The sequence below is a fragment of the Paenibacillus puldeungensis genome, assembly GCF_042678945.1.
In the GTDB taxonomy this organism is placed as follows: Bacteria; Bacillota; Bacilli; order Paenibacillales; family Paenibacillaceae; genus Fontibacillus; species Fontibacillus puldeungensis.
Genome location: NZ_JBHTLM010000007.1, coordinates 44920 through 67392, shown reverse-complemented (window position 1 = coordinate 67392; position 22473 = coordinate 44920). Strand labels below are relative to the sequence as shown.

General features: G+C 46.6%; 17 protein-coding genes and 1 pseudogene. 16 read left to right on the top strand and 2 right to left on the bottom strand.

Annotated elements, in window-relative coordinates:
- Positions 1-36 precede the first annotated feature (36 nt).
- The 12 genes and pseudogenes from ACFQ3W_RS11610 to ACFQ3W_RS11555 all read left to right on the top strand — a co-directional run bounded on the left by ACFQ3W_RS11610 (position 37) and on the right by ACFQ3W_RS11555 (position 12275).
- Positions 37-915 (top strand): carbohydrate ABC transporter permease, encoded by an 879-nt coding sequence (locus ACFQ3W_RS11610; protein WP_379319396.1) that lies wholly within the window; start codon positions 37-39, stop codon positions 913-915.
- Positions 915-1748 (top strand): carbohydrate ABC transporter permease, encoded by an 834-nt coding sequence (locus ACFQ3W_RS11605; RefSeq protein ID WP_379319395.1) that lies wholly within the window; start codon positions 915-917, stop codon positions 1746-1748. Before ACFQ3W_RS11610 ends, ACFQ3W_RS11605 begins: the two co-directional genes overlap by 1 nt.
- A 21-nt stretch (positions 1749-1769) precedes the next feature.
- The gene (locus ACFQ3W_RS11600) at positions 1770-2201 is read left to right on the top strand and encodes a sugar phosphate isomerase/epimerase family protein (protein ID WP_379319394.1); all 432 of its coding nucleotides are present in this window, start codon (positions 1770-1772) and stop codon (positions 2199-2201) included.
- A gap of 268 nt (positions 2202-2469) precedes the next feature.
- Positions 2470-2752, top strand: a pseudogene (locus tag ACFQ3W_RS11595) (sigma factor); the annotation flags it as partial.
- Between the two features lie 84 nt (positions 2753-2836).
- Positions 2837-3508, top strand: a complete 672-nt coding sequence (locus ACFQ3W_RS11590) for a YczE/YyaS/YitT family protein (protein ID WP_379319393.1) — start codon at positions 2837-2839, stop codon at positions 3506-3508.
- Between the two features lie 258 nt (positions 3509-3766).
- Positions 3767-5602, top strand: a complete 1836-nt coding sequence (locus ACFQ3W_RS11585; protein ID WP_379319392.1) for a sensor histidine kinase — start codon at positions 3767-3769, stop codon at positions 5600-5602.
- Positions 5581-7161, top strand: a complete 1581-nt coding sequence (locus ACFQ3W_RS11580; protein WP_379319391.1) for a response regulator — start codon at positions 5581-5583, stop codon at positions 7159-7161. The genes ACFQ3W_RS11585 and ACFQ3W_RS11580 overlap by 22 nt, the downstream gene beginning before the upstream one ends.
- A gap of 118 nt (positions 7162-7279) precedes the next feature.
- Positions 7280-8599 carry an extracellular solute-binding protein gene (locus ACFQ3W_RS11575; RefSeq protein ID WP_379319390.1) on the top strand — a complete coding sequence of 440 codons (1320 nt, stop codon included), beginning with the start codon at positions 7280-7282 and terminating at the stop codon, positions 8597-8599.
- A 69-nt stretch (positions 8600-8668) separates the two neighbouring features.
- Positions 8669-9538 carry a carbohydrate ABC transporter permease gene (locus ACFQ3W_RS11570; protein WP_379319389.1) on the top strand — a complete coding sequence of 290 codons (870 nt, stop codon included), beginning with the start codon at positions 8669-8671 and terminating at the stop codon, positions 9536-9538.
- 12 nt (positions 9539-9550) lie between these two features.
- On the top strand, positions 9551-10408 hold the full coding sequence (locus ACFQ3W_RS11565; RefSeq protein WP_379319388.1) for a carbohydrate ABC transporter permease: 858 nt from the start codon (positions 9551-9553) through the stop codon (positions 10406-10408).
- An 87-nt stretch (positions 10409-10495) separates the two neighbouring features.
- A complete protein-coding gene (locus ACFQ3W_RS11560; protein WP_379319387.1) occupies positions 10496-11983 on the top strand; it encodes an alpha-N-arabinofuranosidase in 1488 nt (495 codons plus the stop codon).
- Between the two features lie 4 nt (positions 11984-11987).
- On the top strand, positions 11988-12275 hold the full coding sequence (locus ACFQ3W_RS11555) for a DUF6171 family protein (protein WP_379319386.1): 288 nt from the start codon (positions 11988-11990) through the stop codon (positions 12273-12275).
- A 382-nt stretch (positions 12276-12657) separates the two neighbouring features.
- Here the strand turns inward: ACFQ3W_RS11555 and ACFQ3W_RS11550 are convergent, their stop codons facing one another.
- Positions 12658-13803, bottom strand: coding sequence for a copper amine oxidase N-terminal domain-containing protein (locus ACFQ3W_RS11550; protein WP_379319385.1), 1146 nt, complete (start codon positions 13801-13803; stop codon positions 12658-12660).
- Positions 13804-13907: 104 nt separating this feature from the next.
- Between ACFQ3W_RS11550 and ACFQ3W_RS11545 the strand changes: the two genes are divergently transcribed.
- Positions 13908-14171 (top strand): hypothetical protein, encoded by a 264-nt coding sequence (locus ACFQ3W_RS11545; protein WP_379319384.1) that lies wholly within the window; start codon positions 13908-13910, stop codon positions 14169-14171.
- Positions 14172-14285: 114 nt separating this feature from the next.
- On the opposite strand, the gene ACFQ3W_RS11540 is transcribed toward ACFQ3W_RS11545, so the two are convergent.
- Positions 14286-15260: an aldo/keto reductase family protein gene (locus ACFQ3W_RS11540; protein WP_379319383.1), complete on the bottom strand. Its 975-nt coding sequence runs from the start codon at positions 15258-15260 to the stop codon at positions 14286-14288.
- A 293-nt stretch (positions 15261-15553) separates the two neighbouring features.
- Here ACFQ3W_RS11540 and ACFQ3W_RS11535 point away from each other — a divergent pair, with 293 nt between their 5' ends.
- The 3 genes from ACFQ3W_RS11535 (at position 15554) to ACFQ3W_RS11525 (ending at position 22460) form a co-directional block, all read left to right on the top strand.
- Positions 15554-19294, top strand: a complete 3741-nt coding sequence (locus tag ACFQ3W_RS11535; RefSeq protein WP_379319382.1) for an alpha-L-arabinofuranosidase C-terminal domain-containing protein — start codon at positions 15554-15556, stop codon at positions 19292-19294.
- 397 nt (positions 19295-19691) lie between these two features.
- The gene (locus ACFQ3W_RS11530; RefSeq protein ID WP_379319381.1) at positions 19692-21347 is read left to right on the top strand and encodes an extracellular solute-binding protein; all 1656 of its coding nucleotides are present in this window, start codon (positions 19692-19694) and stop codon (positions 21345-21347) included.
- A 207-nt stretch (positions 21348-21554) separates the two neighbouring features.
- Positions 21555-22460 (top strand): ABC transporter permease, encoded by a 906-nt coding sequence (locus ACFQ3W_RS11525; RefSeq protein ID WP_379319380.1) that lies wholly within the window; start codon positions 21555-21557, stop codon positions 22458-22460.
- Positions 22461-22473: the final 13 nt, after the last annotated feature.

Here is a 22473-nt window from a genome sequence, read left to right as displayed (position 1 = left end):
TCCACGGCCCATTCCCAAATGAGAGTGGGGGTAGACATGAAAATCATTACGGTCCGAATTTATTTGCTGTTTTTGGCACCGGCCTTCCTGTTGTTTTTGTTGTTCTATGCAGCACCTATTTTCAGTGGATTCTATTACGGTTTCACCGATTGGCGCGGACTTTCCTTCTCCGCCAATTGGATCGGACTGGATAACTTTATTCACGTATTCAAAGACCCTTTGTTCCTGACGGCATTGCGGAATATTCTCATTCTATCCGTGTTCGTCTTGGTCATCCAGCACGTTGTGGCGATTCTGCTAGCCGTCGTGCTTGATCAGAAACTGAAGGGCGTCAACTGGATGCGGGCGGTTATCTTCTACCCGGCCATTTTGAATACAGTCGTTATCGGCTATATCTGGAGCTACATGTATTCTCCTTTCGTCGGGTTCCTACCAAAGCTCTTCGATCTTCTTGGGTTGGATCAGTTGGCTGCCGTGGATTGGCTTGGCCATACCGACCTGGCTATCTACTCCATTGCATTCGTCATCGTTTGGCAATACATCGGTTACTCCATGATGATCTATATGGCCGGTCTGCAGAGCATCCCACAGGAAATCTACGAGTCGGCCAGCATTGACGGTGCCGGTGCAAGACAGCGCTTCTTCCGTATCACGCTTCCACTGCTGATTCCGTCCATCACGGTTAATACCGTGTTGTCCGTCATTGGCAATTTGAAACAGTTCGAACATATTTGGGTCATGACGCAGGGGGGGCCGGCGAACTCTACACAAGTGTTCGGTACGCTGATTTTCCAATTCGCGTTCAAAACCTCCCAGCCCGGCTACGGGACAGCGATGGCGATGGTCCTTTCCATATTCATATTAATGGTTACCTTTGTACAGATCAGGCTGCTCAGCCGGTTGGAGGTTAAGTGATGAACGCGACGTCTAAGAAAATAATCAAGCTGTCCGCCTCCTACCTCGTGGGCATTGGCGCGCTGGTATTCGTTCTGACTCCCTTGTTCGTCCTTGCGACCGTATCCTTGCAGGATCCATCGGGCTCGTTGAATCCGCTGGCGCTCCCCGACACCTACCATTGGCACAATTATGTCGATGCGATCAAAACGGGAAATCTCGTCCATTATTTTGGAAACAGCTTGACGGTGCTCGTCATGACGACGTCCGTCACGCTATTGGCAAGCATGTTGGCTGGATACGCGCTACGCCATGGCAAGGCGTGGAAAGCGGATTGGATTTTTCTCTTTTTTCTTCTGGGTTTGATATTGCCCGGTTTCGCCGGCACCATCCAATCCTTTCTAGTCCTTAGGGAGCTATCCTTGCTCAATACACACGCCGGGCTGGCTATCATTCAAATTTCGGGCGGCTTGGCGCTGCCGATTTTTTTGTATTTGCAATTTTTCCGAACGGTGCCGCTTGAGATAGAAGAGGCAGCAGTCATAGATGGATGCTCATCATTTAGATTGTTCTGGACAGTAGTATTTCCGATTACGCTTCCGGTGACGTCGACCTGTTTCATAATCATTGCGCTCAACTCCTGGAATGACTTTTTCAATCCGCTTGTCTATTTGCCATCACCTGATATGCGCACCTTGCCGACAGGACTGATGGCTTTCCGGATGCAATATCAAACCGATTGGCAGCAGTTGTTTGCCGCCTCCGTAATGATCGCCTTCCCGATTACGTTGTTGTACGTGTTCGTTCAGCGGTTCATTATTAAGGGCATCGTAGGCGGCGCTGTAAAAGGCTGATCACAAATCTACGAATGGAAGGTGAATGCCATGAAGCTTGGCATCAGTACCTATTGCATGGTGAACGAACTGCGGGATGGCCGAATGAATGTGCTCGACGTGCTGCAATGGGCTAAAGAGAATGAATGCGAGCATGTGGAGCTTGTTCCCTATGGATATTCTTTAGTTGACGATCCGGCGTTGGCCGACCAGGTCAGAGACAAGACGACTGAGCTCGGTCTCGTGCTGTCCAACTATTCATTGCCGGCCAACTTCTACCAACCGGGCCTAAGCGAATTTAAGGCTGAAGTCGAGCGGTTAAAAACACATGTGGATCTCCTTCAACGGTTGGGTATTCAGTCGATGCGTCATGATGTAGTAGCTTTCACGGTACCACACGAGGAAACGGGAGCAGGAGGTCATCCGCGGAAGATTCGGCCTCGACACTTGCGGGGAATGAGCGGACGCTCATGAAGTTGTATCATGAGTTTTTATAAGGTGAAGTGTTGAAATGAAAGGAACAAAATGGTAAAAGTTCGAAAGCAATAAACAACAGATCGTATGGAATGTATCCATACGCATCACTTCCTTTCGGGAGGGTGCGTGCCAATACGAGCTGGTTATGCTAGACTATTACATTAGATGATTTCCAGTAAACATATATTTCGTGGGAACGATAGTTTTGGGAATATTCCCCCGAGGTCTCGCTTTCGAGGCTTTTTTCTTTGTCTGTCTAACATCGCTTCGTGTTCATATTGTCAAAAGATTCGATAACATCGGCGTGGGACTTAGAGGATTTGATCTCCATCGGGACGATCGGATTAATCAAAGCTATCGAGAGCTAACGGCCGAACAAAGGCACGAAGCTGGTGACATTTGCGGCTCGTTGTATTGAAAATGAAATTCTCATGCACCTTCGTTCGCTTAAGAAAACCAGCAAGGACGTGTATTTGCACGTCCCAATAGGAACAGATAAGGAAGTCAACGAGATTACGATGATTGATGTCCTCGGCACGGAAACCGACCAGGAAGGCACCGCCCCACCCATTGAAATTATGATATAATGACGTCAATTGTTTATGAAAAGCAGAACTAAATATGAAAATAGGATGGACCATATGAAGAAATATATTCATAGAGTAGATGCAAAAAGATTGATCATTATGGTTTTCGGCAATGTATTTCTGGGTATGGGGATCAGTATTTTTAAGCTGTCTGGCATGGGGAATGATCCCTTCAGCGGCATGGTGATGGCACTTGCAGAGGTCACTGGCATCGCATATGCAAATTTTCTAATCTTGCTGAACCTGGTATTGTTTGTGATCGAATTTTTCATGGGACGGAAGTATATCGGAGCCGGGACTTTCGTCAATGCGATTCTTCTGGGCTACATTGCTACTTTCTTCCATAATACCTGGCTAAATCTGTTAGGTGAACCTCAGCTGTTTTGGCAGCGGGTGGTCATCGTGGTGATCGGCGTGGTGGTATGCAGTTTTGGAGTATCCTTGTATCAGACATCTAATGTGGGAATAGCTCCCTATGACAGTCTGTCTTTGATTATGAAAAATAACTTCCCGAAAATCTCTTATTTTTGGCATCGAATGTTTACAGATGCTCTTTGTGCGCTGATCTGCTTCCTGTCAGGAGGCATTATCGGTTTAGGAACTCTCGTGTCCGCATTCGGTCTGGGACCCATCATTCATTTTTTTGATGTGAATTTTACGAAGAAGCTTCTAGCAAAGAGTACAAAAGCGAATAGCGATTCAATTTCGATGACTTAATATAACGGGGTGTGGCACGATAACACTAATGTTTTTATGATATGGTAGGCCGTAGAAGATCACCCGATCTTTTGCGGCTTTTTCATTTTCGTTAGGCTCGGCGACTTTATGTTCTCGCAAGCACAAGTGGCCAAGCTATACGGTATGATTTGGGTTATGATGAATGCAACGATACCTAACCTGAGTAGATGGTATAATCAAATTTGCTATCGGTCGTAACACTATATCATGGATTCGGCAAATAATGGAGGGGCGACGATGATCGTACGAACGATGAGAAGCATGAAATCCTTTTTTCACAGCAAACCGAAAAAATTGTCTATAAAAATACCGTTTGCCTATTTTTTGGTCATCTTGCTTACGGTGGGCTTCAGCTATTTGGTGTTGAATAAAATATCCACGAACTCGGCGCAGAAAAAAATCAATGAGGTATCGCTTCAAACGGTTACTTCCATACAGACAAACGTCGATTTAATGGTGGAAAACGTAAACAACTATTCTAAAATGATTTTTTCGGATAACAATCTGCAAAGCTTGCTAAGACAAGGAAATGTGTATTCCAACCTGCAAACCCAGTCGAAGGTCAGCAAATATTTGTACAACCTCATACAGACGGTTCCGGTGATCGATTCCGTTTATATTTTCGACAATTCCGGTCATAGCTTTTCCGTTGGAACGCAGCAATCGCCCATCTTTACGAAGGCGGACGTTGAGGAAGCTCCATGGTATGAACAAGTGGTATCCAACAAAGGAAAGTACATTCTGAAGCTGAATGGAAGCGGCGCGTTTTCAGACGGCTCCAAAGAAAATTTCGTATCGTTGATCCGAATGATTCGGGACATTGACGACACATCCCCACTGGGGGTAATGGCCGTTAACATAAAGGAAAGCGCTCTCTCGCAAGCGTATTCCAATCTGCCCAATCAAAACTCGCTGCAAATTGTTATTTTGGATGAAAATAATCAAATCATATCCGCCAGTTCAACACAAGATAAAAGCGTTGCGTTGTTTAAACAGATGCTGACAAATAACAAAGATATGGTGAAGCAACAATTCCAGCAGAGCAGCTCAGGCTTCCTGACCATGAAATCCGGCTCCCAGAAATATACGGCAACCTATCTTTCAGGCGGAAAATCGAATTGGAAATTTGTGAGTATAACGCCGTACAATATCATCCACTCCGAAAATAAGTCGCTTATGCTTTTAGCACTTATTCTGCTCATTATTATCGGAACCGTTTTCTTTGTGAGTTCATTTATTATTTCACGCAGTATTATTAATCCCATTCTTCAACTCTTGCGCTCTATGAAAAAAACGCAAAGTGGTAGTTTGCAAAAGGTTCGCGTTGAACCGAATAGTTTTGAATTTGAACAGCTGTTTATTGGATACAACAATATGATCGAACAAATCGATCAGCTGCTGAAGCGAATTATTGAAGAGCAGAATACGATTCGCAAAGCGGAACTGAGTACGCTGCAGGCACAAATCAAACCGCATTTTTTATATAACACGCTGGACTCCATTACATCGTTAGCCTTGTCCGGCTTAAACGATCAGGTATGCGACCTGGTCGAGGCATTGGGAAGTTATTATCGCATGAGCGTGAGTAAAGGCCGAGACGTAATCACCGTCGGTGAAGAAATAGAGATGGTAAGAAATTATTTGAAAATCCAGAAAGTGCGCTACCAGGATCTGTTCGAGGTTCAGTATGATGTGGACGAGAGCTGTTGTCACTACCCAATAATGAAGTTAGTATTGCAGCCGCTAGTTGAGAACTCGCTTTACCATGGGATACGCAAAAAAGGAACTAGTGGAACGATATGGATCGGTGTGCACCATACAGAAGGCGGGGTCCAAATATCCATTTCGGATGACGGTGTCGGTATGTCGGAAGAAGAAATTCAGCAAATTCTGTCTACCGAAGAAAAAGGTCAAAACAAGAGTGTTGGTTTATGGGGAACTATGGAACGTATGCGTATTTTTTATGAAGATAAAAACCGTTTCAAAATAGATAGCGAACCGGGCAAGGGAACGACGATCACCTTGACTATACCAAATGGAGAAGATGCATCATGGAAAAACTTAAGGTTTTAATTGTTGATGATGAATATTTGATACGGAATCTGCTCAGATTGCGTATTGACTGGGAACAGCAAGGCATGACGATTATAGGCGAAGCTTCCAATGCAGGGGAAGCGCTTGAATTGGTCGATAAAGAAAAGCCGGACATCATTTTTACGGATATATGCATGCCGTTTATGGACGGCATTGAGTTTAGCGGTATGGTTCTGGAAAAGCATCCGGATATCAAAATCGTGGTCGTGACCGGTCATGATGAGTTTGAGTATGCACGTAGAAGTTTAAAGCTGGGGGTTATTGATTTTATTTTAAAACCGATTCGTGCCTCTGAGCTGCTCAGTGTGACTGACAAAGTGAAGAGTAAAATTTACGAGGAACGTTCGCGCGATCAGGAAATGGAGAAGCTGAAGGAAGAGCTGGAGCGAAACTTTCCATTTCTTAAGGAAAAATTTTTAAATCAATGGTTAATGGGTGCCCTTTCGATGGAAGAAATTCATGAAAAGGCGAATTACTTCAAAATCCCGGTGTGCTTCGGTGTGGGCCTGTTTCAAATCGCCGTGATGGAGATTTCCTCGGCCTCCGCGGAGCAGACAGAGGAGCAGATGATTTTACTGAAAATGAAATGCAAGAATAAAATAGAAGCATTTTATCAAGCCGATTCGAAGGTTATTGTTTTGCTGGATACCAGAAACCAAATTGTGATCATTTCCTTTAACCAGGATTCAGATTTTGTAAGCGATTGCGAGCTGCTGAAAGCAAATCTGATTAACGCCTACCCTTGCTTTATTAACATCGGTATCGGGCGGAAGCATGAACATATACAAGAGGTACACCTGGGATATCAGGAAGCATCTCGTGCACTTCAATACAAAGCCTTCGTTGGAAAAAATCAGGTCGTGTTCTTTGAAGATGTTATTGACAACAAGGGGGAACAATATCATTCAAGCTCAGACCTTCTTCAGAAATTACAATTCTATATCAGTGTCGGTTCGTCCGAGGGCGCGTCTCAGATTGTGAGCAGTATCTTTGACGTTTCGTTTTCCAGTGTGTCACAGTTCCGTATCGCGGCAATGGATGTGATTACCGAATGCCAGCATGCGGCGATCGAACAGCAAATCGAAAATGAGTTCATTTTTGATAAAGAAACGCTGGTTTCCATTCTTACCGCAGATAATCTACCGGAATTAAAGAAAACATTGGAAAATTATGTTCTATCTCTTTCGGGAGCGATCTGTTCGAAAAACCAGGCGAAAGAAGGCAACCTGATCAGTCAGGTGAAAGAATATCTTGAAAATAATATGAGTGATCCGGAGTTGGGACTCGCGAGCACCGCAGCGGCGTTCTTTGTCAGTCCGGGCCATTTAGGAAGGCTTATGAAGAAAGAAATCGGGCAGACCTTTGTGGAGTATGTTACGAATTTACGCATGAAAAGAGCGGAAACTCTGCTGAAAACGACGGATTTAAAAGGGTATCAGGTCGGTGAAAAAGTAGGAATAGCCGATCCGCACTATTTCAGCATTCTTTTCAAAAAAACGATCGGCAGATCCGTGAACGAGTACAGAAGCAGTAAATGATCGAAGTGAGATGTTCGAATTTTGAAATTGCATGTACGTATTTTGAATGGAACCGAAAGGGCTTTCACCCTACAATGTGAGTAGAAATAAAATAACAATTCAATTGGGAGGTTAGAAAATGAAAGCGTTGCTAAAAAAGACAGCTAGTATAGTTTTAGCCTTGGGCCTTGTTGGTAGCATGGCCGCATGCTCTTCCAATTCATCCTCATCTGGGGAAAAAAAATCAGGAGATGGCGGAACGGTTAAATTGACGCTTTGGGATCAGTCCGTTGGCAACACGGACCCATCGGCAAAAATATTGCCGGAAATCATCAAGAAATGGAACAGCGATCATCCGAACATCCAAGTCGAACGGACAGGGACGACCGGTGAGCAGTTTAAAACCAAAATTAAGACAGCGCTTGCAGCAAATGAAGCACCTGATTTATTTTACGGCATGGGCGGCGGCAGCTTTATGCAACCGTATATCGATTCCGGTAATGTCCTTGATATCACCAGCTATGTAACAGACGACCTCAAGGCGAAGATGGCCCCGGGTATGGAGAAAGGCATCACTACAAATGGGAAAATTTACACATTGCCCGTCTATACACATATTGCGAGCCTTTATGTGAATACGGAACTGTTCGATAAGGCGGGAGCCAAATTACCGACGAACTATACAGAACTGCTTGACGCAGTAACGAAGTTGAAGGCAGCGAACATTACTCCAGCTGTTATCGGAGAGAAGGACCGCTGGCCTGGTATGTACTGGTATGACATCGTTGCGATGCGTCAGGCTGGTAATGAAGCGGTAATGGCAGCATTTAAAGATCCATCCAAATGGGATTCGCCTGACTTCGTCGCTGCAGCCACTAAAATGCAAGAAATGGCAAAAGCGGGCGCTTTCAACTCCAGTATGTTCAGTATGAGCTATGATGAAATGCTTGGTGCATTCAATGCGGGAAATGCAGCCATGATGTTCCAGGCGAACTGGGTAAATGCCGGCATCGACGATCCGTCATCGAAAACCAAAGGTAAGGTTAAGGTCATTCCTTTCCCAATTTTTGAAGACGGTAAAGGCACGAACACCGAATTTTTCGGTGGAGGTCAGGACGGTTTCTATGTCAGCAACACCACCAAGCATCCGAAAGAAGCTGTTGAATTTCTTACGTATTTAAGCGAGCAGCTCGGTACGCAGGGTTTTCTCGCCGGTGCAGGACTTCCTTGCTGGAAAACAGAGGGGCTTGATACTTCGAAACTGTCAGAACTTGACAAATCTTCGGCAGATCTGATGAACACAGCGACCTCGTTTATTACTTGGTGGGACAATATTCTCCCGGCAGATTCGGCAGAAACGCACAAAAACTTGATCGCGCAGCTTTTAGCCGGCGACATGACTCCTCAGGATTTCTGTAAACAGATGGCACAGCTTAAAGCTACGGAACTCAGCTTGTGATAGAAAAATAAACAGAAATAAAGATGTGGTTAGGGAAACCCCTGGCCACATCTTTGATAGGAGACGATTATGAATTCCGTATTTTCGAATAAGACGGCCATATGTATATTTGTTCTTCCGACACTCATCATATTTTTCGCAATTGTTTTGGTTCCGATTTTCGTCTCAAGTTATTATAGTTTGCTCGATTGGAATGGCGTTGGAAAAGGCACTTTTATCGGTCTGCAGAATTATGTTGAAATGTTTACCAGTCACCGAGCTTTAAGTTCTATGAAAAATTCTTTGCTGTTCGCAGCAGCGTCCATTTTCATTCAGTTGCCCGTTTCTCTTATTCTTGCCCTCATTTTGGCATCCACTATCAAGGGAGAAGGGTTTTATCGTACCGTATATTTTATCCCAGTTTTGATTTCTACCGTCGTGATCGCACAGCTTTGGTCTAAAATCTACAACGCGGACTATGGCCTTTTGAACACGCTGCTCAAAGACATCGGTCTTTCAAGCTTGGCGCAAGATTGGCTTGGACAGAAAAGTACAGCGCTGATTTCTTCCTTTATTCCGACCCTGTGGCAGTATGTCGGTTATCATATGCTGTTAATGTATGCAGGAGCGAAGTCGATTTCGCAGGATATTTTTGAAGCTGCAAAAATCGATGGAGCTTCTCCCGTGCGGACGGCCATCTCGATTACTATTCCGCTAATGAAGCCGATTCTCAAAGTGTGTCTCGTCTTTTCCATGATCGGTGCGCTTAAGGTATTCGATCTGGTGTATGTGTTGACAGGCGGCGGCCCATTCTTTTCCACTGAAGTACCGAGTACGCTGATGTACACGACTATTTTTGATACCTACAGATATGGTTATGGTAGTGCATTATCCGTCTTTATTATATTGGAATGTTTAGTATTTACAGTCGTTATCAACAAATTTGTTAAAACCGAATAGGAGGTGAGAAAAATGAGTACAGCAGAAGCAACTATTCAAAAAAGACCTAATTTCATTGGTAAAATACTGTTGCAAGCCTTTTTAATTATTGTAGCGATCATACAGATTTATCCTCTCATCTGGCTGGCATTTTTCTCACTGAAAGACAACGGTGAGATTTTCAGCGGCGATGTATTGGGGCTTCCTAAAAAGTTTCTCTGGAGCAACTATGCCAAGGCATTATCGGACGGCAATGTTTTAACTTATTTTGTAAACAGTGTATGGGTAACCGTTGTAACCATTTTCATTGTTTTAATTCTTGCCTCAATGACGGGTTATGCCATCACAAGAATGAAATGGAAACTGAGCAATGTTACGATGACGGTTATTCTTCTCGGTATGATGGTACCGATTCATGCAGCTCTGCTACCCCTGTTTATGGTACTGAAGAACCTGAAAATGCTGAATACCTATTGGTCTCTGATTATCCCTTATGTTGCATTTGGCATTCCTCTGGCTGTGTTTATTCTTGGCAGCTTTTTTAAGGGGGTTCCCCGTGAAATGGAGGAATCCGCGGTCATTGACGGATGCGGGATTTACAGAACTTTCTTTTATATTATATTGCCTCTTGTTAAGCCTGCGTTGGCAACGGTGGCGATCTTTACGTTCCTTTCTTCCTGGAACGAGCTGATGTTCGCGGTAACATTCATTAATAACACGGCTTATCAGACACTAACGGTCGGCATGATGTCGATGGTGGGAACCTACATTACGCAATGGGGAATTATTGGAGCAGGCCTCATGATCTCCACGATCCCGACGATTATTATTTATTTACTGCTTAGCAAACAGGTACAAAAAAGTATGATTGCGGGCGCTGTCAAAGGATAAACGATAAAGTCAGCTTTGAGGGTATGGTGGCTGCTGCTGTTTATAGAGAGAAGAGCAAGATGTAATTTAAAAGAAGGGAGACTTGTAATGAATACGACGATTACCATCAATACCGATATAACATCCGGCACGATCAGCCGTCATATTTACGGACATTTTGCCGAGCATCTTGGCCGCTGCATTTATGAAGGCATCTGGGTAGGGGAGGACTCGGCCATCCCAAATACGCGGGGCATCCGTAACGATGTGCTGGAAGCGCTGCGCAACCTTAGTATTCCGGTGCTTCGGTGGCCGGGCGGCTGTTTCGCCGACGAATACCACTGGAAAGACGGCGTTGGTCCGAAGGAGCAGCGCAAGCGCATGGTGAACACACACTGGGGTGGCGTCGTGGAGAACAACCACTTCGGCACGCACGAGTTCTTTGACCTGTGTGAACTGCTTGGGACAGAGCCGTATATCTGCGGCAACGTCGGCAGTGGTTCGGTCCAGGAGATGCAGGAGTGGGTTGAATATATGACCTTCGACGGCGAGTCTCCAATGGCAAATTGGCGCAAGGAGAACGGTCGCGAGAAGCCGTGGAAGCTGAAGTATTTCGGAGTCGGCAACGAGAGCTGGGGCTGCGGCGGCAATATGCGCCCGGAATATTACGTTGATGAGTACCGTCGGTACCAGACTTACGTGCGGAATTACGGTGAGAACCGGGTATATAAAATTGCGTGCGGCCCGAACGCCAACGATTATCGCTGGACCGAGACGGTTATGCGGGAGGCGGGCCATCTCATGGACGGCTTCAGCCTGCACAATTACACAGTGCCTGGAGGCTTTGAAGTAAAACGTCCGGCCATCGGCTTCGACGAAGCGGAGTGGTTCGAGACGATGCAGATGTCGCTTTACATGGACGAATTGATTACGCGCCACTCGGCGATCATGGACCAGTATGACCCGAAGAAGCGGGTCGGTCTGATTGTAGATGAGTGGGGTACCTGGTTCCAGGTGGAGCCGGGCACGAATCCGGGCTTCCTGTACCAGCAGAACTCGCTCCGGGACGCATTGGTGGCGGGGCTGCATTTTCACATATTCCACCGGCACTGCGATCGGGTTCACATGGCGAACATCGCCCAGACGGTCAACGTGCTTCAGGCGATGATCCTGACGGAAGGCGCGAAGATGCTGTTGACGCCAACGTATCATGTTTTTGAAATGTTTAAGGTGCACCAGGACGCAGAAGCGCTTGCGCTTCACCTCGAGACCGGTGATTACAGCGTGGGCGGCGAAGCGATTCCACAGGTGAGCGCATCGGCATCGAAGCGGGCCGATGGGACGATCGACATCAGCCTGTGCAATGTCGATCCGAACTCCGAGGCGCTAATCGCGCTGCGGCTCCGCGGTCTGACGGGCACATCGGAGGTGAGCGGCCGAGTGCTGACCCATGCGGATATGAACGCGCACAACACGTTCGAGCAGCCGGATACGGTAGCGCCGCAGCCGTTTGACGGTGTGACGGAGATTAGCGCGGAAGGGCTGTCCGCAACGCTGCCGCCAATATCCGTCACGGTGCTGACGCTCCGCTTCTAGCGCCATGGGCACGAATGATGGCTGCAAGGGCTGCTCGGCGGACGTCCGGGTAACGAGCGGACAAATCGACCGACTGCTCGCCGCGATGGAGGGTAAGGGCTTTGTCTTTGTCAACGATAACACGTACGAAGCCCGGCTTACTGCGTGCCAGGCATGCTCATCGCTGGAGTACGAGACGACGTGCATGTACTGCGGCTGCCTTGTCGCGGTCCGCGGAAAGCTAGCCGAGAAGGACTGCCCGCATCCCGGAGGCTCAAAGTGGAGCGTGCCGAAAGAGCCGTATTCTTATTGAAGCGGATCGGTAATGAAGGACCATGTTAAAAAGCTTCTTGTTAGAGTAACGGTCAAGCCCCCATTTAGTGGACATTAGAAAAAGCCCTAGGTAACAAGCTGGCTTCGGTATTCAACCGGAGTCAGCTTGTTTAAATTACGTTGTGCTAACGTGACATGCTGATTTGGCGCCAACCTGTGGCAACATGTCATGATAAGCATGAGACTTGTACTGGTCCTTGATCGCTATGAACGATCAATCCAGTCACGTCTTTATACTTTTCAAATGCCTTCCTAAACGTCTCAAGGACCAGTGGGTTTTCATTTTGACGACTTATGTGGTAAGCGACTATCCCATTTTTGATTAGGACTGTCCACTCCGGTTGTTTCGGGAACGTATCCAATTATTCTGAAGGTAACAGAGTATAAATTAAGTTGTATTTTCCAAAATCGACTGGCTTATCAGTCATATATGTTAAGTGAAAAGGTAATGCAGATGAGTTATCTTTTGAAGCTTTGTATTTACCTGATATTTCCATAGAAGAATTGCCGTCAGTAGGTGCCAAGATAAAGAAAATATATCCCATTTGCGGAGGAAACTCAAAATCTTGAACAGACCCATCTTCCAATTGGATGTAGGTTTGGTAAACAGCATGGTCGCTCCCAAGTTCAGTAAATTGATATTTCTCGCGCCCCTGTATTTGTTGTTGGAGTTTTTCGGCATTCTGTCTCAAACATACTTGGTCCTGACTAAATTTAGGAAGAGTATATACATGTCCACTAGTAGAATCAATGGTGGTTATGGGGGTTACAGTTGTACAATCCTCTGAAATAAATGGGACCATTTCCGGCTTTTTTTCATTATGCTGCCATATCACCTTCTTATTGCTTGGATCAAAGGACACGAATAAGGAATGGTCTTTGCTTGAGTTACTAATATACAGGTAGGTATATAACTTGTTATTAACGACTGCGTAATTTCTGATCTCAATGCTGAGTCCAAGATCAACATCGAATAAATTGCCTGATAACTTTTCTGGGGAGAGCTGTTGGGAAGTGTGAGGTAGAAGAACTACAGGTTTAGATCCTTCGGAAGAATCGGCATGCTGCGTTGGAAGAACCGTGTTAAGAGTGACTGTGCGGCTTTCTGTATCCCAATCCGTTCTATATCCAAAGGCGGTGCTAAAGAATCGTAGAGGGACGAGTGTACGGTTTCCCCGAACAATCGGTTTGGGGGTCAGGGAATAAGTTTCATGATCAATAATAACCTTACTACTGTTTACATCATAAATGATGTCATTTGATTGATGCTGAATTACGATAATATTGGTTTGCGGATCAAATTGTATACTTGCCCCCAATGTCTGCAGTATTGAACGTAAAGGAATATAGGTGTATCCGTTCACCTGGACAGGGGGGACATCAAATTGAATCTCCATGCCGTCTAGCACAACATGAATCTCTGAGCCATCTGCTTGTATCTTCTGCAAAGAACTTAACGAGACACATAATAATAGAATAATCAAACTGTATTTAACTATTATTTTCATTTTTTCCCACCTTATCTACTATGATTAAATTCATTGTATATTTAAGATATTCTCCTAATTTTATACTATTTTATTTAATTTTTGAACTCATACAGGTTCTTATTATGAGTATGTGTTATTTACCGGGCATTGCAGTCTCGAAAGGATTGATGGTTCAAGGAAGCTTCCAGTCGCTGCCCACCTTTAGCGATTTCAAGAAAAGCAGCCCTTATGCCATAGACGTGATCATGTCTCTGACACGTTCTGGAGCTCTTCAAGGTTACCAAGGCAAAGCCACCTCAGGGCTCGACCACACGAGCGGAAGCTGCTCAGTTCCTGTACCAGTTGCTTTCCGTTATGCAGTTCATGGACTTCCTCAACTAGGATAGGTCAATAGCGTTGCTTAAAAATCTTAACAAATAGCAGATTGTAGTGAGCTATATATGACCTATCACTTAAAGGGCCCCCTGTCAGATAAAGTCTGACAGGAGGCCCTTTTTTCATTATCCTATTCTACGAACAAACGGTTTATAGTCGAGAATACGTTCTATCTTCTCCAGTACCTCTTCCGGCAGTTCAAGGCCGCTTGCAGCGACGTTGTTTTCAATTTGCTCCGGTCTGGACGCGCCGGTGATCAGGCTGCTGATTTGAGGGTTTCGTAGCGCCCAGGCCAGTGCCAAGACGGAAAGGTTCGTATTGAGGCTCTCCGCAATTTCGTTCAACTCTTCCACCTTATTCAAATTCTCGTCGGTAAGGAGGTTGTTAATTTGCTTGTCGGCTTGGTGCGTCGCTCGTGATCCTTCGGGAATCGCACGCCCTTTGCGATATTTCCCCGTAAGGAGCCCTTGTGCCAGCGGGCTGAAAGGAACAATTCCTAAGCCATGCTTTTGGCATATTCCGATAATCTCATCCTCAATATATCTGTCCATCATATTGTACTGCGGCTGAATGACCGACATCGGGCGAAGGCCCATTTCCTTGATGAGATAGAGCGCTTCCGTGAGCTGTACTGGCGACCATTCACTGACGCCGTAATATAACACCTTGCCTTGAGCGACCAAATCACTCAGCGTTTGCAGGGTTTCTTCCAAAGGCGTGCTCTCATCATATCTGTGACAAAAATACATATCCAGATAGTCCACTTGCAGATTTTTAAGGGACTTGTCGATTTGCTCGATCATGTGCTTTCGGGAAAGACCCCTGTCGTTGGCGCCATTACCGGTTGGGAAAAACACTTTGCTGGAAACGACAAACGAGCTTCGATCGAATTCCTTTAATATTTTGCCGAGAAAAACCTCCGCCTGTCCACCGCTGTAAGCATCGGCGCAGTCAAAAAAATTAACACCAAGGTCATAAGCGCGTCTGACGCTCGCCTTAGCGGTTTCCACCGCTTCCGCACTCTGAACATCGGTCATCCAGCTTCCCAGAGCAATTTCACTCACTTTTAATCCCCATTTGCCAAGGTTCCGATATCTCACGATACATAGCTTCCTCTCTGTGTAGGCGTTTATTATATTTTATTGTAGAGTATAAAGTTAACTTGAAGTCAAGAGGCAGTTTGTTGTATAAGACTGCTATTTGCTTTCCTGCCGCGAAAACTGTGTGCTAACTATTGTTATAGCAAAGTGACAGTTTCATTCACTATCTCGTTTAATTTTATATATATTTGAATATATTTAGATTTACATAAAACAATTGTTGTGCTACTTTTTAATGGTATGAGTCGCTACAGGGTTCTTCACCATTCGAATTTACGTATAGGAGAATGCATATGACTACTTTTCGTGAGCAAATCATTGCCCATTACAAGTTTGATAACCCAGAGAATATCGGTAAAGACAGTTCAGGTCAAAATAACCACGGGGTGGGCGCTGGTAGCCTGCCGCCTGAGGTCTCTTTGGTTAGCGGCAGACCGGCTGTTACCTTTGCGGGGGGCCGTAATGGTTCATCTTTTATCCAGTTGCCATCCGATCTACTTGCCGGCGTGAACGACAGCACCGGAATAACGGTTACCGCTTGGGTGAACTTCGGCAAGGGGACAAGCGTATGGGAGCGAATTTTTGATTTTGGCAATGGGGAGACGGGACCGGCGATGTTCCTGACCCGCCAATTGCGCGGAACTCTGTCTGCAGGTGGGGACCTGGTCGTCGATCCGGGACGGGGCTTTGCCACCGGTGAGTGGATGCATATTGCCCTGTCCATCATCGGAACAGAAGGCGGAAAGTTAAGCAGTGCAGGTCCGGTTGTATACTTGAACGGTGAAGTGGTCGCCGACGGCTCCATCAGCCAGACCTCCAGCGGCAGCTATGCCCAGCTTCGTCGTTGGTTTGACACGTTAACCGATTCATCCAATTACAGCAGCAACTTTATCGGTCGTTCTCAGTATGCGGCTGATGACGATTTTGCCGGTTCCATTTCGGATTTTAGAATATATAAAGCGGGGTTATCCGCAGATCAAGTGATCGAAGTGATGTGCGATTCATTGACGGATGAAGAGATCGTAAGGATTGCAGTCGACAAATACCTGTTTTTATCAACAAGGGTTGTTGCTCACGACCTTTCTTTGCCTTCGGCTCTGCTGGGCGGAACCGTCAAAGTGGCCTGGGAATCCAGCTACCCGGAGGTCCTCTCGGATGAGGGACGGATACAATCTATTGACGCTGCGCAGGCGATTGCGCTAACCGCTATTTTGAGCAAAGGAACCTGCTCTGTACAGAAAAGCTTTGAAGTTTCTGTCGTCCCCCCTAAGATCCCGCCGTACACCCTGAATGTGTATGGGAACAAGGAGGTATTGGACGTAAGCGAAGTGCTGTACGGCTTGTTCTATGAGGATATCAACAATGCAGCCGATGGCGGGATTTACGCGGAAATGGTGCAGAACCGCTCATTTGAGTCCTTCGCATTTGACACTTATTCGCTTGCTTCAGGAGAGTGCGGCTGCTCCACGGGTCGAAACCGGGACCCATTATTCGCCTGGTCCGGAGATGTAGATCGGATGATCCCGCAAAACAGCGGCGGTCTTAACGAAATTTTTAAGTGCAGCGACAAAGACGTCAATTCGTATTATGTGGAGGTGGAAGACGGGGCGACGATTCGAAATAGAGGTATTGCCGATTCCAATCAGCACTGTGCGATGGCGATCAAGACAGGTGCCAAATATGATTTCACCATATGGGCTAAAGCCGAGGAGCCGGGCGTTATTACGGTGCAATTGCAGGCGCCAGACGGTGAGGCCGTAAGCAGCGTGGTAGTCGTGCAGGTGGAAGGCGGCGGCACATGGAAGAAGTACGGAGTGGATCCGAAGCTGGTACTAACGGGATCGGCCACGGTTCTGGGCCAGCTGGCGCTCACTTTTGCCGGTGAAATTTGCATTGACATGGTTTCCTTGATGCCGCAGGATGTTTGGGGGGCGAAGGAAGAAGCACAGTCGGCTTCGGCACATGCCAATTATTCGGGCAACCCGAACTACCGGTTAAGAAAAGATCTGGTCAACGCGCTTGTGGAGATGCATCCGAAATTTTTGCGTTTTCCGGGCGGCTGCATCTCCGAAGGCTCCTTCATTTGGGAGAATGTATATGACTGGAAGGACTCCGTGGGCGACATCGAGCTTCGCAAGGAAAACTATAATGTCTGGGGCTACATGATGACGATGGGTCTGGGCTACATGGAATATTTCCAATTGGCCGAGGACCTGAACGCGACTCCGCTTCCGGTTATGGCTTGCGGCGTACTCTGCCAGGCCCGCTCAGACTATGCCCATCCGGCCGGCGGCAAATTGAGAGAGTATTACATCAAGAACTTTACGGATTTAATCGACTTTGCGATCAGCACGGATTTTGCGGGGAACGAATGGGCTGCCATGCGCAAAAAAATGGGCCATGAGGCGCCGTTTGGTCTGCGTTATCTAGGCGTGGGCAACGAAAACTGGGGCACCGAGTTCTTTGCTAACTTTGAAGTTTTCAAAACCTCCATTGACGAATATATGGCGCAAAACTATCCGGGTTATGAGCTGCACATTATATCTACCGTCGGCGCTCAAGCGGATGACGATGCCTATCAACAGGGCTGGAAATTTCTAAGCGGCAATTTGCAGGGATCGGCCAAGGTAGCTTTCGCCGACGGGCATGAGGTCATTGAAGAAACCGTCACCTGGTACGAAAAACAGCATAATTATATGGATACCATCGCCGATGAGCACTACTACCGCTCCAATGAGTATTTACTGAACAATGTGGACCGTTACAATTACTACTACCGGGCGGAAAATTCGGATGGAAGCGTGAACTGGAAAGAAACCTCAAAGGTATTTGTGGGAGAATATGCTTCCACGGATAAAAATACGCTGGCCGGTGCGGTCGCAGAGGCGGCCGTTATGACCGGGTTTGAGAACAACGCCGATGTTGTACGACTGGCGGCTTACGCGCCGCTTTTCAATAAAGTGCTGACGGATGGAACGTACAGATGGACCCCGGACTGCATTTGGTTCGACGACGAAACCGTATGGTTTACGCCAAACTACTATGTACAGCAGCTTTTTGCTAAACATGTGGGCAACAAGGTGCTGAAAACCTCGTTTTCAACGTACAGAAACGGCAAGCCGGCCGAGCTTGTTCCCCACGGCGGAATCGAAATCGCGACGGGCAACGCCGAGGTAGTGGTGAAGCGGGCGACCGTAATTTCCAACAAGGATGGCAGCGTGCTTTTGGACCAGGATTTCACGCAGCAGCTGAACCCGGCATGGCAAGTCATTCCCGGTTCTGTGGGTTATGATGTCCGGGCAGGAGAGGGGCTTGTGCTTAAGGCCCAGTCCGGCGGGCTAAATGGATTATACCTCCTGAATGACGAATGGACCGATTACAAAGTGGAGGTTGTGGCTTCTAGGCTTGCCGGTGTAGACGGCTTCTACGTGGGAGCGGGACTAACGGATATCGTTCCTGCAACCAAAGATGTTATCGAATATGCCATCGGCTATGGCGGCAACGCTACGGGCGTCAAGGTGTACAAGCAGGGCGTGGAAGCCTACACCTTGGGAGACTACTCTTCCAGCACTGCAGCAGGCAACTTGAGAGCAGCCAATTTTGAAAAGATTGCCGATCACACGGATTACACCATTACGCTGAATTACGGCGGCGGTACCGGTGACCGGCTGATCTGTTCCTATACGGATGGCCTGACGATGAGCAAAATTTTGGATTACAAGCTGGAGGCCTACAACAGAGAGATTTTCAACTCGGTCACGAAGGGCGCAGAGCATGTATATGTGAAGCTCGTTAACGCTGACAATGTGGACAAAACGACGCAACTGAACTTCCATGACTTGCAAGTAGAGACAGCTGCGAAGCTGGTCACCTTAACCGGCGATGCCTCGCTCGTGCATCTACCTAATGTGAATAAGAAGAACGATGAACGCGTTGTACCGCAAGAGCGTGAGGTATCTATGAGCAACAACGCCATCGTCCTGAATTTGCCTGCCAATTCGGTAAATGTACTTGTGCTCAATTTGAAAGCGTAACGGTGAATATATGCAAACGACGGAACTGCCCCATAAGCTATAGCTTAGCGGAAGGGCAGTTCCGTTTTTTTAAGATTAAAGGTACGAAATACGACAAATGGGCCGGGGCTATGTGCGATCGTAAAACTCACTGAATCCGCAGGACTTACTGTGTTCCGTAAAACTTACTGCTTCCCGTAAACTAACTAATTGCATTTAGTATCGATGTTATTCTTCAGATTAACAGTATACCGCCCCGTTTTAGAAGTGAAGGCCTTCGACCTTGTTAATTATATATTTATTTAAAATGTATCAGCAATAAGTAAAGAAAAGATACAGAAAGTAAAATGATAACACTCGAATGTGTTAACGCTTTCTTTGTACAATGGTTTTGTAAATAACAAGGGAGGTTCATCAGATGAAAAAAAAGCATAAAGCGTTGCCGGTGCTGGCCACAGCGATTGTATTATCGCTGATTCTCAGCGCATGCTCCGGTGGAAACAGTGCTAACAGCGGCAAAAATAATACGTCTGCCAAACCGGGAAATGCGGCGCAAACACAGGAAGGTCCGTTGACCAAATACGACCCGCCGATCAAGCTTCGTTCCACGATGGCGGAGACAGGCAAAGAGACGCTGGCCAAAGGCGATACATTTGCCAACAATATCTGGACTAGAGGTTATGAGAAGGAGCTTGGCATCAAGGTATCCTACGACTGGATCGTCCCCGGTGCCAATTATGATGAAAAAATGAATGTTACGATGGCGAGTGGAGACCTGCCCGACCTTCTGAAGGTCAATATGGTGCAGTTCGAGCAGCTGCATCAGGCGGGTATGCTTGAGGATTTAACCCCGTACTTTGACAAATATGCTTCCGATCTGGTCAAAGGGTATTACAAGGAAGAAGACGGTGCGGGTCTAAAGCCAGTTACGAAAGATGGCAAGCTGTATGCGCTGACCAGCTTCGGCGGTTCGCTTGACTCCTCGGATATGGTGTGGATTCGTAAGGACTGGCTCGACAAGCTCGGCCTGGCAGAGCCAAAGTCGATGCAGGATATTATCAAGATTGCCGAGGATTTTACCTTTAAAGATCCCGATGGCAATGGGAAAAACGACACTTACGGTATCTTTATGAACAAGGATCTGCCGATCAACGCCTTCCTTCTCGGATACCATGCTTACCTGGAAACCTGGATCAAAAATGACAAGGGTGAAATTGTTAACGGCACGGTCCAGCCTGAGGTGAAGGCCGGCTTGGCCGAGCTGCAGCACCTGTACAAGGAAGGCGTCCTTGATCCTGAGTTCGGTGTTAAGGATTTCGCCAAAGCTATGGAGGATGTCAACGCCGGTAAAGCCGGGATCATGTTCCTGCCGCAATGGGCCCCTTTCCAGGTCATGAATATGATCAAGAAGGATAAAACTGTGAACTGGGTTCCTTATCCGGTGCAATCCATTGACAATCAGCCGGCCAAAACACAGAATCATCTGGGAATCGGCGGTGTATTCGCAATCCGCAAAGGGTATGAGCATCCCGAGGCTTTAATCAAATTGCTTAACTTTCAGGCTGAGAAAATGTTCGGCGAGTCAGCGACCAAGGAACGGGCCAGCTATCTGAACGGTGAGACGGGTCTCGGGTTCCAAAACGCAACCGTCTCCAACCTGCCTCCGAACAAAAACGTGAAGGCTCAGGACGAAGTGGAGCAGGCGTTGAAAACAAAGGATACTTCCAAAATGGGGCTGGAGGCCAAATTGTTCTACAAGGATATCATGGATTACCGAAGCGGCAATCTCGACAAATGGAATATGGAACGGATCTTTGGACCGCTCAGCTCGCAGGGGGTAATCAAGCACTATCGTGATAATGACCTGATCGTCATGAACGAGTTCATATACGCACCAACCAAAACGATGAACAGCAAGCAGGCAACCCTGGATAAGCTCCGCACAGAAACATTTATGAAAATTATCTATGGCAACGTAACGATTGATGCCTTTGATAAATTTGTAGAGGACTGGAAAAAGCTTGGCGGGGATCAAATTACTAAAGAAGTGAATGATGTGGTAAAAGGCAACTAATCAAGTCTTTAGGCTACGAATAACGGGACAGCCCATAGTCATGAGAATGGCGATGCGGCCGTCCCGTTATTTGTCTGCCGATACATCTCATTGCGGCTTGAATGGTCTCGGCGGATAGGTCAACAAAAGATACCAAAAGTCAACAGGCTCCACTGTCAGCGTCCCTTTGGGGTGTTCTATAATTTACAACATAAGGAGGAGACAGCGATGCGCTTTAATACCAAAAAGTTTGTCCGTAACATCCCGCTGCATGCCATGATATTGCCGGCACTCATTGTCATCATCATCTTCAGCTATGTACCGATGGCGGGACTCGTCATTGCGTTTCAGGATTTTTCCCCGATAGCAGGCTTTAAAAATATGACATGGAACGGTTTGGACAATTTTCATTACTTGTTCGAGTTGCCAGGTTTCGGCAAGGTTGTATGGAACACCGTATTTATTTCTGTTATGAAAATCGTAGCCGGATTGACGGTGCCGGTAATCACTGCCTTGCTGCTTAATGAAGTCCGCGTTAACGGTTTCAAGCGTACAATACAGACTATTATATATATGCCGCACTTTTTCTCATGGGTTATTCTTGGCGGCATTGTTGTTGACGTGCTTTCTCCCAGCTCCGGGATCGTCAATATGCTGCTCAAGGCCATGGGCTTGCAGCCGATTCAGTTTTTAGCCGACAATAGCTGGTTTCCATATATTTTGGTCATTACAGATCAATGGAAGGAATTCGGTTTTGGAACAATCATTTATTTAGCTGCCCTAACCAGTATTGACACCTCGTTGTACGAAGCATCCATTATTGACGGCGCCGGCAGATGGAAGCAGACATGGCATATTACGCTGCCTGGCATCCGTCCAATTATGATTCTAATGCTGACGCTCAGCTTGGGCAATGTCCTGAACGGGGGCTTTGATCAAGTGTTCAATCTCTATAATCCGCTCGTTTACGATTCAGGAGACATTCTGGATACGATGATATACCGGATAGGTTTGCAGGAAGCACAGTATTCGGTGTCCACGGCCCTTGGCTTAATTAAATCCGTCGTTTCGTTTGTGTTTATTGGACTGGGCTATTTCTTGGCTTACCGGTTCGCTAAATATCGGATATTTTAGGGAAAGGAGTACA

What these genes read in the sequence shown, in the direction of transcription:
- ACFQ3W_RS11610 (WP_379319396.1), top strand. Translation starts at nt 37, where the DNA reads ATGAAAATCATTACGGTCCGAATTTATTTGCTGTTTTTGGCACCGGCC.
- ACFQ3W_RS11605 (WP_379319395.1), top strand. Translation starts at nt 915, where the DNA reads ATGAACGCGACGTCTAAGAAAATAATCAAGCTGTCCGCCTCCTACCTC.
- ACFQ3W_RS11590 (WP_379319393.1), top strand. Translation starts at nt 2,837, where the DNA reads ATGGACCATATGAAGAAATATATTCATAGAGTAGATGCAAAAAGATTG.
- ACFQ3W_RS11585 (WP_379319392.1), top strand. Translation starts at nt 3,767, where the DNA reads ATGATCGTACGAACGATGAGAAGCATGAAATCCTTTTTTCACAGCAAA.
- ACFQ3W_RS11580 (WP_379319391.1), top strand. Translation starts at nt 5,581, where the DNA reads ATGGAAAAACTTAAGGTTTTAATTGTTGATGATGAATATTTGATACGG.
- ACFQ3W_RS11575 (WP_379319390.1), top strand. Translation starts at nt 7,280, where the DNA reads ATGAAAGCGTTGCTAAAAAAGACAGCTAGTATAGTTTTAGCCTTGGGC.
- ACFQ3W_RS11570 (WP_379319389.1), top strand. Translation starts at nt 8,669, where the DNA reads ATGAATTCCGTATTTTCGAATAAGACGGCCATATGTATATTTGTTCTT.
- ACFQ3W_RS11565 (WP_379319388.1), top strand. Translation starts at nt 9,551, where the DNA reads ATGAGTACAGCAGAAGCAACTATTCAAAAAAGACCTAATTTCATTGGT.
- ACFQ3W_RS11560 (WP_379319387.1), top strand. Translation starts at nt 10,496, where the DNA reads ATGAATACGACGATTACCATCAATACCGATATAACATCCGGCACGATC.
- ACFQ3W_RS11555 (WP_379319386.1), top strand. Translation starts at nt 11,988, where the DNA reads ATGGGCACGAATGATGGCTGCAAGGGCTGCTCGGCGGACGTCCGGGTA.
- ACFQ3W_RS11550 (WP_379319385.1), bottom strand. Translation starts at nt 13,803, where the DNA reads ATGAAAATAATAGTTAAATACAGTTTGATTATTCTATTATTATGTGTC.
- ACFQ3W_RS11545 (WP_379319384.1), top strand. Translation starts at nt 13,908, where the DNA reads ATGAGTATGTGTTATTTACCGGGCATTGCAGTCTCGAAAGGATTGATG.
- ACFQ3W_RS11535 (WP_379319382.1), top strand. Translation starts at nt 15,554, where the DNA reads ATGACTACTTTTCGTGAGCAAATCATTGCCCATTACAAGTTTGATAAC.
- ACFQ3W_RS11530 (WP_379319381.1), top strand. Translation starts at nt 19,692, where the DNA reads ATGAAAAAAAAGCATAAAGCGTTGCCGGTGCTGGCCACAGCGATTGTA.
- ACFQ3W_RS11525 (WP_379319380.1), top strand. Translation starts at nt 21,555, where the DNA reads ATGCGCTTTAATACCAAAAAGTTTGTCCGTAACATCCCGCTGCATGCC.